At 50.8% G+C, this 13,508-nt stretch carries 10 protein-coding genes and 2 pseudogenes; 7 read left to right on the top strand and 5 right to left on the bottom strand.

What is annotated here, in order from left to right:
- Positions 1-5 precede the first annotated feature (5 nt).
- From LU633_RS15440 to ssuE, 3 genes and pseudogenes are all read right to left on the bottom strand, one after another.
- Positions 6-703 (bottom strand): IS1 family transposase gene (locus LU633_RS15440; protein WP_233481926.1). Its coding sequence is split into 2 segments (ribosomal slippage): positions 6-454 and positions 454-703, totalling 699 coding nucleotides; the frame shifts between segments, so codons are not numbered across the junction.
- 40 nt (positions 704-743) lie between these two features.
- Positions 744-956, bottom strand: a pseudogene (locus LU633_RS15435) (aliphatic sulfonate ABC transporter substrate-binding protein); the annotation flags it as partial.
- Between the two features lie 10 nt (positions 957-966).
- Positions 967-1,508: pseudogene (gene ssuE, locus LU633_RS15430) on the bottom strand (NADPH-dependent FMN reductase).
- A 206-nt stretch (positions 1,509-1,714) separates the two neighbouring features.
- Here ssuE and LU633_RS15425 point away from each other — a divergent pair.
- The 4 genes from LU633_RS15425 (at position 1,715) to LU633_RS15410 (ending at position 5,680) form a co-directional block, all read left to right on the top strand.
- A complete protein-coding gene (locus LU633_RS15425) occupies positions 1,715-2,422 on the top strand; it encodes a M91 family zinc metallopeptidase (protein ID WP_046371930.1) in 708 nt (235 codons plus the stop codon).
- A gap of 33 nt (positions 2,423-2,455) precedes the next feature.
- On the top strand, positions 2,456-3,676 hold the full coding sequence (locus LU633_RS15420) for an ISL3 family transposase (RefSeq protein ID WP_046371929.1): 1,221 nt from the start codon (positions 2,456-2,458) through the stop codon (positions 3,674-3,676).
- 286 nt (positions 3,677-3,962) lie between these two features.
- Positions 3,963-4,973: a quinone-dependent dihydroorotate dehydrogenase gene (gene pyrD, locus LU633_RS15415; RefSeq protein WP_040465365.1), complete on the top strand. Its 1,011-nt coding sequence runs from the start codon at positions 3,963-3,965 to the stop codon at positions 4,971-4,973.
- Between the two features lie 161 nt (positions 4,974-5,134).
- Positions 5,135-5,680 (top strand): cell division protein ZapC, encoded by a 546-nt coding sequence (locus LU633_RS15410; protein ID WP_016189624.1) that lies wholly within the window; start codon positions 5,135-5,137, stop codon positions 5,678-5,680.
- Positions 5,681-5,870: 190 nt separating this feature from the next.
- Here LU633_RS15410 and LU633_RS15405 read toward each other — a convergent pair whose 3' ends face one another.
- Together LU633_RS15405 and LU633_RS15400 are read right to left on the bottom strand one after the other, a co-directional pair.
- Entirely contained in the window at positions 5,871-7,085 is a 1,215-nt protein-coding gene (locus tag LU633_RS15405) for an IS91 family transposase (RefSeq protein WP_046371879.1), read from the bottom strand.
- 8 nt (positions 7,086-7,093) lie between these two features.
- On the bottom strand, positions 7,094-7,234 hold the full coding sequence (locus tag LU633_RS15400) for a hypothetical protein (RefSeq protein ID WP_161796965.1): 141 nt from the start codon (positions 7,232-7,234) through the stop codon (positions 7,094-7,096).
- A gap of 405 nt (positions 7,235-7,639) precedes the next feature.
- On the opposite strand from LU633_RS15400, the gene LU633_RS15395 reads away from it, so the two are divergent.
- From LU633_RS15395 to LU633_RS15385, 3 genes are all read left to right on the top strand, one after another.
- On the top strand, positions 7,640-8,680 hold the full coding sequence (locus tag LU633_RS15395) for an IS481 family transposase (protein ID WP_046371928.1): 1,041 nt from the start codon (positions 7,640-7,642) through the stop codon (positions 8,678-8,680).
- Positions 8,681-9,456: 776 nt separating this feature from the next.
- Positions 9,457-11,574, top strand: coding sequence for a bifunctional 23S rRNA (guanine(2069)-N(7))-methyltransferase RlmK/23S rRNA (guanine(2445)-N(2))-methyltransferase RlmL (rlmKL, locus tag LU633_RS15390; protein WP_016189623.1), 2,118 nt, complete (start codon positions 9,457-9,459; stop codon positions 11,572-11,574).
- Positions 11,575-11,579: 5 nt separating this feature from the next.
- The gene (locus LU633_RS15385) at positions 11,580-13,490 is read left to right on the top strand and encodes an ABC transporter ATP-binding protein (RefSeq protein ID WP_016189622.1); all 1,911 of its coding nucleotides are present in this window, start codon (positions 11,580-11,582) and stop codon (positions 13,488-13,490) included.
- Positions 13,491-13,508 lie beyond the last annotated feature (18 nt).

Below are 13,508 nucleotides of genomic sequence, written 5' to 3'. Positions count from 1 at the left end.
CAGATTTATTGATAATGATGAAGAGTAAGATACCAACCGATGATCTTATCGTGCATTTCCTCTGACTTAGAAAAGCAAATTGTTCTGCGGGTCAGTCGTTTGATATGTGTGCGAAGATTAAGATTATGTCGTTCTGTCCGTTGGGTATATTTCTTGCTCACCACGTGGCCTGTTGCACTTAACCGAACTTTATAAACCGGCCAGGCATCTGTCATATAAAAGGCAATGTTAAATTTGCTTAACAGAGCCAGCAATCGTCGCAGGGTCGGGGCATTTCTCGGGCCGAAGACGTGGGCCAGAGCACGTTTGCGGATACGGTCATAAGCATAGAACAACCACCGGGGATTGCTTTTACACCGCACGTAAGACCATTGTTCACCGGCTTCACAGCAGATAACAACCTCCGTTTCGGGGTCGATATTCTCAGCTACCTGCTTTGGCGAAATTTTTTTACGTGCCGCAGAACCGTATTGAGGCTGATACCGAGAACCCGTGCGGTATCGCGACATCCGTAACCATTCATGGCCATATTAACAATGGTCTGGTGTGTGTCTGGTTTGGCACCGGAGTAGCTAAAGTTGAGCAGAAAGGTCTTTGAACAATGCTTGCAGATGTAACGTTGGGCACCGGATGCTGAATGTCCGTTACATCGTACAGCATGAGTTTCATTGCACTGAGGGCAGACGACATCAACTTTAGCCATATGTTACATCCAAAGCGCAAAGCATACGAGATCAGCAAGTCTGCGTCACGACCGGAAATTCTACCCATTTAATTTTTGTATCAGGAAAACGTGTTTCAAGAAGATGATGAGCGCGGGCTAACACCATGCTGACGGAAGCTTTCTGATAACCGATGCGGAAGGTTTCAGGTGCAGTGGAATCGGCAGAAAATGCGCTGCCGGTCAGCAGGTTGCCGATAAGAAATGCTGAGGTAAAACGTGAAAACAGATTCATGGTGAAATCCTTAAACCCCCGTGTCGAACGGCTGATGGCGATGGGCCAGCGCGTGCCGGAAGATGTCGACTGACTCCTCAATCCGTGAGGCCAGCAATGGAGAAAACTGTGGCTGACGGTCGTAATGTGTAATCTGTGTGTTGTCGGCAAATACGCCTTGCAGCGCTTTCTGCGCCTTTCAACGCATTCAGCACTGGTTTCATGGCATAATCGACTGCAAGCATATGTGCGAGGCCCCCCTTGTTGCCAGAGGCAGTAAGACTTTATGTTCCAGAGCGCGTTCAGGAAGCAGGGTTTTTAGCGTATCGTAGAAAGACGCTTTATAAACTGGCGTCGCGATAATTAACCCGTCCGCGCGTTCAGGATCTGCCCTGAGCACCAGCAGCGTCGGGAAATCAAAACGGGCATACAGTAAATCCGTCGGATGGAAATTATATAAACTCCAGGGAATGCCCCGACGCTTTGCTGCTCCAGCGTTTGCTGGCAAAGGGTGAGCAACGCGCCAGAGCCTGGAGGATAACGGGGGCTGCCCACCAGTGTAATAATGCTCATTATCACTCCTTATAATTTTAAGTTTATTAATATTTTTTTATAAATATTTTAAACTATCCTGACAGAGGTAAAGGTGAGCCTTAAATGATTTATCCGGCAGAACTAAGTCGGTTCCTGTATAAATAAGGGTCTTCCCCTGTTGTGGTGGCGCACACTGCCAATCAAGTATAATCCTCTTGACTTGCGCTTATCCTCAGGAGGTCTTAATGCGCCCTACATCCCTTAACCTGACATTACCTTCGTTACCTCTACCCTCATCTTCGAATTCAATTTCAGCCACAGACATTCAATCTCTTGTAAAAATATCGGGTGTGCGCTGGGTGAAAAACAACCAACAACTCTGTTTCCACGGGACTGACCTTAAAATCTACAAGCATCTTGAAGCTGCTCTCGATAAGATCGAATCCACAGACACTGGACGTACTCTTTTGAACTGTATTGAATTAACATCCCGACTCAAATCAGAAAAACTGGCAATACATCTCGATTCTGCTGAGTTAGGGGTGATAGCACACTGCAATACGGATGCTGAAAACTCCCGAGGAACTGGCTCCGACTTTCACTGTAATCTGAATGCAGTTGAATATCCCTGCGCGCAAGGAATTAGCCTGGTAGACTTTCATGCGTGCATTGTTTTCCATGAACTTCTCCACGTTTTCCACAATTTAAATGGAGAGCGCCTGAAAGTTGAGAGTTCTCAACCAGAATTACAAACACACTCCCCACTTTTACTCGAAGAAGCCAGGACTGTTGTGTTGGGTGCTTTTTCTGAAGAAGTTCTTTCAGAAAATAAATTTCGTGAAGAGATTGGGATGCCCCGCAGAACATTCTACCCGCACGATTCATCTCTCATTCATGATGACAATACAGTGACTCAGGGATTCCAGCGGAAAAAACTGCATCCGTTACTTTAGCTACGTTGCTTATATGAGGACTCATCTGCATATATGGATGAAAAATCGCTATACGCCCACATTCTCAACCTGTCCGCCCCGTGGCAGGTTGAATCACTTTCCCTTGATGAAAATACTGGCTCTGTCACCGTTGTTGTCGGGATCGCCAAAAATTCACTGCTAATCTGCCCGACATGCAGGCAGCAATGCCCTGTTCACGATCACCGCCACCGCAAATGGCGTCATCTTGATACCTGCCAGTTCATGACTGTCGTTGAGGCGAATGTCCCCCGGGTCATGTGTCCAGACCATGGATGCCAGACGTTACCTGTTCCGTGGGCCGGAGCTGGTAGCCGATATACGTTATTGTTCGAATCATTCATCCTTTCCTGGCTGAAAATTAGCACGGTTGATGCGGTAAGAAAGCAACTTAAGCTTAGCTGGAATGCCGTTGACGGCATTATGACCCGGGCAGTTAAACGTGGTCTTGCGCGAATAAAAAAGCCGCTATCAGCCCGGCATATGAATGTGGACGAAGTTGCGTTCAAAAAAGGGCACCGGTACATCACAGTGATATCAGATCGTGAGGGACGAGCGCTGGCATTAACGGATGATCGGGGAACAGAAAGTCTTGCCAGCTATCTTCGCACCCTCACCGACAGTCAGCTGCAGGCAGTCAAAACGTTCTCAATGGATATGAATGCCGGATATATCAGAGCGGCACGCATCCATCTTCCGGGCGCCGTAGAGAAAATAGCCTTTGACCGCTTCCATGTGGCAAAACAGCTGGGTGAAATCGTTGATAAGACACGGCAGAACGAACATCCCCGACTTCCGGTTGACAGCCGCCGTCAGGCAAAAGGAACCCGCTTCCTGTGGCAATACAGTGACAAATGGATGACAGAGCCCCGACAGGAAAAACTGGCATGGCTGAGAGAACAGATGCAACTGACCAGCCAGTGCTGGACACTGAAAGAGCTGGCGAAAGATATCTGGAACCGCCCCTGGAGTGACAAACGACGTGCAGACTGGTTGCAGTGGATAGCACTGGCGAAAAGTTGCGATGTGCCGGTAATGAGAAATATGGCAGGAACCATCACAAAAAGGCTGTACGGAATACTTAACGCCATGCGGTACAGCGTCTCAAATGGTAATGCCGAAGCGCTGAACAGCAAAATAAGGCTGCTGAGGATAAAGGCCAGAGGCTATCGAAACCGGGAGCGATTTAAACTGGGGGTGATGTTCCATTACGGGAAGCTGGATATGACGTTCTGATCCTCCCACCATGATTGGGGAAGACCCATAAATAAGCAGGTAAATGCCGGAGACAGCGCCTGAATTGCAGCTAAATATTTTACTTTATGACCAAAGCTCTTTACCATTTTTCCCTATGCCAGCGCCGTCTGCATCCCAGCCAGCTTGATTTGCTGTGCTCCAACACCACTTATCACCACTAAAAAGTGGGAAGGATCCTGTAGCAATGCACAACACCGTTCTCAGAGACGTCTCTGCGGAGGGTTACTATTACTTTTATGCCCGCATGTTCGGGCATTCAGGAGCGATCATGTATAACCTGGTTCGTCATGCGTTGTTTCAACTTGATGCTGAACGTGCTCATGAACTGACTCTTCAGCAACTGCATCGAATAGCGGGTACACCTCTCATTCATCTTGTTCGTCAGACGCTTCCTTTTAAACCGGTAAACTGCATGGGGTTGACCTTTAAAAATGCGTTGGGTTTGGCGGCGGGCCTTGATAAAAATGGCGAATGTATTGATGCCTTTGGAGCGATGGGCTTCGGTTTTATCGAGGTGGGTACGGTAACGCCGCGTCCACAGCCCGGTAATAATAAACCCAGGATGTTCCGTCTGCGTGAGGCGGAAGGCATTATCAACCGGATGGGATTTAATAATTTGGGTGTTGATAATCTGGTGGGGAACGTCAAAAAGTCACACTACGATGGCATATTAGGGATCAATATCGGAAAAAATAAAGATACGTCGGTCGAACAGGGCAAAGAGGATTATTTAATCTGCATGGATAAAATTTACCCTTATGCGGGTTATATTGCGATAAACATTTCTTCACCCAATACGCCAGGATTACGCACATTACAATACGGCGAGGCACTGGACGATCTTCTGCAGGCATTGAAACAAAAACAGAAAGACCTTGAAACACGCCATCATAAATATGTTCCACTGGCGGTAAAGATCGCGCCGGATCTTTCAGAAGAAGAATTGATCCAGATTGCCGATAGTTTAGTTCGTCATAATATTGATGGTGTTATTGCGACGAATACTACGCTGGATCGTTCGTTGGTCACGGGATTAAAACACAGCGAGGAATCAGGCGGTCTGAGCGGGCGTCCGGTTCAGCTGCGCAGTACGGAAGTGATACGCCGGCTGGCAACAGAGTTTAATGGGCATCTGCCGATTATTGGTGTAGGCGGAATCGATTCCCTGATATCTGCACGGGAAAAAATGGCGGCGGGTGCTTCGCTGGTACAAATATATTCTGGTTTTATTTACAAAGGTCCCCCGCTGATAAAAGAGATTGCCACCCACCTTTAAGTCGTTTCTTAATATAAACAGGCCAGGGGCTTTATTTTCACCCCTGGCTCGTTTATATTTTGTCCTGTTCAGGCAACATACGCTTTTTTGATGGTAAAGATTTGAATTTTCTTTATTGCTCATTGAATAGTTGATTTTAATTTTTCTCAACAGGACAGAACATGAGGATTAAACCTGACGACAGCTGGCGCTGGTTTTTTGATGCAAAGCATGATCGTATGATGTTAGATCTGGCTGATGGCATGCTGTTTCGCTCACGTTTTTCCCGCAAGATGTTGACTCCCGATGCCTTTAACGCGTCAGGTTTTTGTGTTGACGATGCCGCAATGTTTTTCAGTTTCGAAGAGCAGTGCCGTCGCTGTGCGATAAACGACGATCAGCGCGCCGAACTGGTGTTGAATGCGCTGGTAGCCAGTCGGTTTTTGAAGCCACTTATGCCTAAGAGTTGGCATTTTATGACCAGTGAACAGCAGGTGCTGCAGCCTCGCGAAGGTGAGCTTGTCGCCGTTCGCCTCTGTGAAAACGGTGAAGAGGCGGTTTTGCTGGTGGTTGAAGTAGGTGAAAGTGCTGCATTATGCCTGCTGGCTCAGCCAACGCTGACGCTGGCCGGTAAAGGTATGCTGCTGGGAGATGCCATTAAAATAATGCATGATCGTTTACGGCCTTATGCGCAACAGGCCGATCCCACCTTCGCCAGAGCAGTCTGAAGCAGCCCCGACAGCTTGTCTTCAGCACCCAGGCCGTTCATGGTTAGGAAACTGAATCATCGTTTTAAAAATTTCCTGACCATGAGCAGCAGTGTCTGTAATGCAGTAATGATGTGCCATCGGGAACGTTATGGTCATAAAATGGCATTTGCGGCGCGTTTTTAACCTGAAAGCTGTTTTTCAGACGCACTTATCCCGCAGTCTGTGCCAGAAGCCATCGTTTCCGGTCGATGTTATGCAGTCTTTCTGCCACCAACTCCGACGCGTGCCTCCCGGCCTGCGCACTGCTGAAGCGCAGTCGGTTGCCGCACAGAATGCATTTGTACGGATCCGTGCGCAGAAATTCTTTCATCAGCGCGGCGAAGCCGGGCTTCTCCGGTTTTTTCCGCGCTTCCATCTCCAGGGCTTCATACACCTTCGGCAGCAGGCTACCCCGTTTACGGTTTGATAAAAAACCGTAATAACGCACCATCTTAAAATGCTTCGCCGGGATATGGCTGATATAACGTCCGATCATATCTTCCTGCGTCAGCGTCTGCTGCCGGTACTGCTGCGTACGGTGGTCGTAATAGTGGTGCACCACCGCGCCGCCGCTGTAGTGCCTCAGCTTCGCCGCCGACACGGGGGGCCGTTTCAGGTACCGGCCCAGATATTTGACGCTCCGCCAGGCCCCCCGGGTCTTCTTCGCGAAGTGGACCTTCCAGCGGCGCCCGTACTGCGCCTGCAGATAGCGCAGCCACTGTTTTTTGTCGTGGATATGCCCCAGCCCCGGCAGCCTGCCGGGGTTAATCAGGTCATAGCTGTGGCGCAGCAGCCGGATGACGGCTCCGCGCCAGATTTCCTCCACGGCATGCTTTTTAAAGAAGAGGTCGCGCCATACGCCGTGTTTAATATCAAGCCCGCCGCGGGTGACGGAGAGATGAATGTGGGGATGCTGGTTGAGCTGGCGACCGTAGGTGTGCAGGGCGCAGAAGATACCGACTTCCACACCCTGTTTTCTGGCCCAGCGGAGCATGGCGCGGGTGGCTGCGCGGAACAGGGCATTGAGCAGAGGCCAGTTATTGTTGAAAAAGGGCCACAGCAGATGGGGCATGGTGAAGGTGATATGCTGCCAGTCGCAGTCGGGCAGAATTTGCTGTTGCTCTGTAATCCACTGCTCCGTGGCCTTATGTCCGCAGGAGCTGCAGCCTTTTGATTTACAGGTCTGGCAGAAGAAGCGGGTGTGGGTGCAGTCCGGGGAGGCGCAGCAGTATCGCTTCACCCCCATGGCAGCAGTGCCGCAGGCGAGCATGCGCTCGACGCAGAGTACGGTCCAGGGGCTGAGGGTGTCCCCGTGTTTATCCATATACCGGTTCCAGGCGTCATCAGTGGTGAACAGCAGTTTTGCCGGGCGCGGGATATACATGCGGCGGATTATCGCTCTGCAGTGGCACCGGTATTATAGTGCCAGTCGTCACAGTCATCGGCCCAGTTGTCGGTGTGTTTATCCCAGGGAGCGAAGGTCACCGGCAGCATGCCGGATTCTGTGGCGATAATAAACACATCGGCTGGCATGGACTCAAGGACGACATCGCCGTCGGGTGAGTCAGGCGGCTCAAAGCCGCGGATGATGCAGACGAGAGGCGGGTCGAAGTGTGTATCGAGGAAAAACTGTGGCCCCAGGTGGACACAGTGACGAATGGCATCCTGCGGAGTGTCGTAAAAAACTCGTCGGGGTCGTCATAATCGCTCCGGGGCGGAATGGACACCAGAAAACGCTTAGGATATCCGGGTATAGCGCGTCGGGACGAGGGCGTGGGTTTACGCTTTCTGGGGGCTTTGCTACGGGCAATGTGAATGATTTCCTGAGAAATTAACTGTATTAGTCGCGACTTGATCTGACAATGGGCCTTGAAAGGTTGAGAGTTACCGGTTTTGATATGGGTGTCGAATCCTTATACAAAACGCGAGGTAACTCTCATGCTTCATACTAACAATCCCATCATCAAACACAAAGCCGGTTTACTCAATCTGGCCGAAGAGCTCGGTAACGTATCAAAAGCCTGTAAGATCATGGGCGTGTCGCGAGACACGTTTTACCGTTATCAGGAACTGGCTGAAGAAGGCGGTATTGATGCGCTGGTTAATCAAAGTCGTAGGGTACCCAACCTGAAGAACCGCGCCGATGAGGCCACGGAACGTGCGGTTGTTGAGTACGCCGTTGAGTTCCCGGCTCATGGTCAGCATCGGACTAGCAATGAACTTCGTAAAAAAGGCGTGTTTATCTCCGGCAGCGGCGTGCGCTCCATCTGGCAACGACACGACCTGGAGAACTTCCGTAAACGCCTGAAGGCGCTTGAGGAGAAAGTCGCTAAAGAAGGCATTGTGCTTACCGATGCCCAAATCGCCGCGCTGGAGAAAAAGGCGCACGATGATGAGGCCAGCGGCGAAATCGAGACGGCACATCCGGGTTATCTGGGCTCGCAGGACACCTTCTACGTTGGCAATCTGAAAGGTGTTGGCCGTATCTACCAGCAGACGTTTGTGGATACGTACTCAAAAGTGGCACACTGCAAGCTGTATACAAGTAAAACGCCGATCACCGCCGCCGACCTGCTCAATGATCGCGTATTGCCGTTCTACGAGGCTCAGGGACTGCCGATGCTGAGAATACTGACCGACAGGGGTACGGAGTACTGTGGTAAAGTGGAGCAGCATGATTATCAGCTTTATCTGGCCATCAACGATATCGACCATACGAAAACGAAGGCGATGTCTCCACAGACGAACGGTATCTGCGAGCGCTTCCATAAAACCATTTTGCAGGATTTTTATCAGGTTACGTTCCGCAAGAAGTTATATGGAGACCTGGAAAGCCTGCAGGCAGATCTGGACAACTGGTTGTGGCATTACAATAATGAGCGAACTCATCAGGGTAAAATGTGCTGCGGGCGTACGCCAATGGCAACTTTACTTGATGGTAAACGGGTCTGGGCAGAAAAAAATCTGAACCAGATTTAATCTGACAGACACCTGTATAAATAACCGGTAACTGTCAGATCAGGTCTGAGCTAGTACAAATTAACATACCGCAGAGTATAAAGCTGTGAGCCGGTCATGAACACCCTCGGAACGGCAGAGCCGTGACGCTCGCCCTGTAAGGGCGCTATGTTCACTGAAAATCCTGATTCTTTTTCCGCTCCGGTTTTATATTATTCACCTGGCAATAATTGAGCATGCCGACCTCATTGCGCAGGATAGTAAAACGCCTGTCTTTTCTTCTTTGCCGCTCAGGTAAAACCTCAGGTTTTTACCTGGCGCGTCTTATTCTTCCTTGCTGCGTCTCTCGATCCTTTCCTTCGTGGCGTTCTGATTTGCTGGCAAAACGCGATGACGCCGTTTATTCCAGAATGCCCTCCGGTGAATGCTCGTATACCTGTCAGATTGAACAGCGGAAAGAGCAAAGATAAAACGCTGACGCCACGACCCTGTCTTCCCACCATAAAGCCGGTTTTCCCGCCTTTACGTGAGAGCAGTGCAGGGCGTATCAATGCGGGGTAAATGAGAGCCGATAACCAGGCACTGTTGTGCTGACTCTGTTTGAAAGTGCGTTATGCGGGGTTTTAGCGCAGAGAAACCTGATTTAACTACGCCATTCTGCCTACGTTATCAGCAGGGAGTACGCAATCTGGCTGGGGCTGAATAACTGGATCTGAACGAAACCACGCTATCTTTATGACATGCTTCCGTGATTAGCTATAATGCGCAACAATTTTCTTAAGACGATAAGTGACGCTATGAATTCTCTGTTTGCCAGTACGGCGCGTGGGCTCGAAGAGCTGTTAAAAAGTGAACTGGAAGCGCTGGGGGCCAGTGACTGCCAGGTCGTTCAGGGCGGCGTACATTATAAGGGTGACGATCGTCTGATGTATCAAAGCCTCCTCTGGAGCCGTCTTGCCTCGCGTATTCTGTTGCCCCTCACCGAATGCGGCATTTACAGCGATCTCGATCTCTATCTCGGCGTGCAGGCGGTTAACTGGCCTGCAATGTTTGGCAGTGACAAAACCTTTGCCGTTCACTTTAGCGGTCTGAATGAGGTGATCCGTAACAGCCAGTACGGCGCACTAAAGGTAAAAGATGCCATCGTCGACAGCTTTACCCGTAAAAATCTTCCGCGCCCCGATGTTGATCGCGAACAGCCTGATATCCGTATCAATGTCTGGTTGTACAATGACAAAGCGAGCATTGCTCTCGATCTGAGCGGTGATGGTCTGCACCAGCGTGGCTATCGTCAACAGACCGGGCAGGCGCCGCTGAAAGAGAATCTGGCGGCGGCTGTGGTGCTGCGTTCTGGCTGGAAACCCGGAAGTACTATGGTTGACCCAATGTGTGGTTCCGGAACTTTGCTGATTGAAGCGGCAATGATCGCCAGTGATCGTGCGCCGGGCCTGCACCGTAACCACTGGGGCTTCAATGGCTGGAGCCAGTTTAATGCAACGCTGTGGCGTGAATTGAAAAGCGAAGCCCAGGCACGCGCCAGTCGTGGTTTACGCGCAACGACCTCACGTTTTTATGGTTATGACAATGATCCTAAAGTGATTGAACGCGCTCGCGTTAATGCCCGCAAAGCAGGGCTGGCCGATCTTGTCGGGTTTACCGCTCAGGACGTGTTGAAACTGACAAACCCGCAACAGGAAGGCTCGGTTGGAACGTTACTCAGCAATCCGCCCTACGGCGAGCGTCTGGAGAGTAAACCAGCGCTGATTGCGCTATACAGCCAGCTTGGACGCCTTATGAAGCAGCATTTTGCAGGATGGAATCTTTCGCTGTTTAGCGCTTCACCTGAACTGTTAAGCTGCCTGCAACTGCGCGCCGAACGCCAGTTTAAAGCAAAGAATGGTCCACTGGATTGCGTGCAGAAAAATTATCAGCTGGCGGCCAGCACCATGTCCACAGGACAGGCGAAGATAGCGGAAGACTATGCTAATCGCCTGCGCAAGAACCTGAAAAAACTGGGAAAATGGGCCAGCCAGTCGGGTATTGAATGTTATCGCCTCTATGATGCTGATTTGCCAGAATATAACGTTGCTGTTGATCGCTACGCAGACTGGGTGGTGGTACAGGAGTATGCGCCACCAAAAACCATTGATGCAGCCAAAGCCCGCCAGCGTCTGTTCGACGTCATTGCCGCCACCCTGAGCGTGCTTGAATTGCCCGCCAACCGTCTGGTGCTCAAAACCCGCGAGCGTCAGAAAGGCAAAAGCCAGTATCAGAAGTTAGGTGAAAAAGGCGACTTTTTCGAGGTTGCAGAGTTCAATGCGAAACTGTGGGTGAATCTGACGGATTATCTGGATACCGGGCTGTTTCTCGATCATCGCATAGCCAGAAAGATGTTGGGTGAGATGAGCCGTGGAAAAGATTTCCTCAATCTATTTGCTTACACTGGCACTGCCAGCGTTCATGCCGGCCTGGGCGGTGCACGCAGTACCACCACGGTGGATATGTCGCGTACCTATCTCGAATGGGCGGAGCGCAATCTGCGTCTGAATGGATTGACCGGACGCCAGCACAGGCTAATCCAGGCCGACTGTCTGAGCTGGTTGAATGAATCTGACGAGATTTACGACCTTATCTTTATCGACCCACCTACCTTTTCTAATTCGAAAAGAATGGAAGAGAGTTTCGACGTACAGCGCGATCATCTGCTGTTGCTGAAAAATTTGCACAGACTGTTGCGAAAGGGCGGCACCATTATGTTCTCCAACAATAAACGTGGTTTCAAAATGGAGCATGACGGCTTGCGCGAGCTGCACTTTTCCGCACAAGATATTACCGTCGGCACACAATCGCAGGATTTTGTCCGAAACCGCCAGATTCACAACTGCTGGCTGATTACTCACGCCGGTAAGGAATAAATTACATGTCACTGATCAGTATTCATGGTGCCTGGCTGTCGTTTAGCGACGCGCCTTTGTTGGATAATACCGAGCTACATATCGAAGAAAACGAGCGCGTCTGCCTGGTTGGTCGAAATGGGGCGGGTAAATCGACGCTGATGAAGATCATCAACCGTGAGCAGCCGCTTGATGATGGCCGCATTATCTATGAGCAGGACTTGGTGGTGTCGCGCCTGCAACAGGACCCGCCTCGTAATGTGGGAGGTTCAGTATATGACTTCGTGGCGGAAGGCGTTGAAGAGCAGGCCGGTCATCTGAAGGCCTATCACGCTATCTCACACCGGGTTATGGACGATCCTAGTGATAAAAATCTCAATGAAATGGCTCGTTTACAGAGCATTCTTGACCACCACAATTTATGGCAGCTGGAGACGCGTATTCAGGACGTGCTGAAACAGATTGGTCTCGATGGTGACGCGCATCTCTCCTCGCTTTCCGGCGGCTGGCTGCGTAAAGCAGCGCTGGGTAGATCGCTGGTCAGTAATCCTCGTGTGCTGATGCTCGACGAGCCAACTAACCACCTTGATATTGAAACCATCGACTGGCTGGAAACGTTTCTGAAGACGTTTCAGGGCAGCATTATTTTTATTTCCCATGACCGTTCTTTTATCCGCAATATGGCCACGCGGATTGTCGATCTTGACCGTGGCAAACTGGTTTCCTGGCCCGGCGATTACGATCAATATCTGCTGGGCAAAGAAGAGGCGCTTCGTGTGGAAGAGATGCAGAATGCGGAGTTTGATCGCAAACTTGCGCAGGAGGAGGTGTGGATCCGCCAGGGAATCAAGGCTCGCCGCACCCGTAATGAAGGGCGGGTGAGGGCGCTGAAAGCATTGCGGCGCGAACGCTCGGAACGTCGTGAGGTAATGGGCAAAGCCAACATGCAGGTTGAGGAAGCCAGTCGTTCCGGCAAAATTGTGTTTGAACTGGAGAATGTCAGCTATGCGGTGGCCGGGTGTCAGCTTGTGCGTAATTTCAGCGTGCAGGTACAGCGCGGTGACAAAATTGCCCTGATCGGCGCCAACGGCTGCGGTAAGACCACGCTGTTGAAACTGATGCTCGATCAACTCAAACCTGACAGCGGACGCGTGCATATCGGGACTAAGCTGGAGGTGGCCTATTTTGACCAGCACCGCGCCGATCTGGATCCCGAGCGCACGGTGATGGATAACCTTGCCGAGGGCAAGCAGGAAGTAATGGTTAATGGTAAACCCCGTCATGTACTGGGCTATTTGCAGGATTTCTTGTTCCATCCCAGGCGGGCAATGACGCCGGTGCGGGCGCTCTCTGGTGGCGAACGTAATCGACTGTTGCTCGCCCGTCTGTTCCTCAAGCCCAGCAATTTATTAATTCTCGATGAGCCGACCAACGATCTGGATGTGGAAACGCTGGAGCTGCTGGAAGAGTTAATAGACGGCTACCAGGGAACGGTGCTGTTGGTAAGCCACGATCGTCAGTTTGTCGATAATACAGTCACTGAGTGCTGGATTTTCGAGGGCACGGGTGAAATCGGTGCTTTCGTTGGCGGCTATCATGACGCACAACAGCAGCGGACCGCCTATAAGCAACATCGTTCGCCAATAAAATCTACCACCGAGAGTGCAGATGTAGAAGCGAAAAAAAATGCGCCTGTCAAACGCCCGCCTGGCAAAATGAGTTACAACCTGCAACATGAGCTGGAACAGCTGCCGGCACAAATGGAAGCCTTAGAGGCTGACTTAACGTCGTTACAGGTTCAGGTGGCGGATGCGGCATTCTTCAGCCAGCCTCGTGAAGTGACACAGCCTGTGCTGGATGCGCTGTCACAAACGGAACAGGCGCTGGAAGCGGCATTCGAGCGCTGGGAATACCTGGAATCGCTTAAAAACGGTTAATTCTAAGGGGATCACGCA

Source organism: Erwinia tracheiphila, assembly GCF_021365465.1.
Taxonomy (GTDB): domain Bacteria; phylum Pseudomonadota; class Gammaproteobacteria; order Enterobacterales; family Enterobacteriaceae; genus Erwinia; species Erwinia tracheiphila.
The sequence above is the reverse complement of the archived record's forward strand: the minus strand, read 5'-3'. Positions and strand labels throughout refer to the sequence as shown.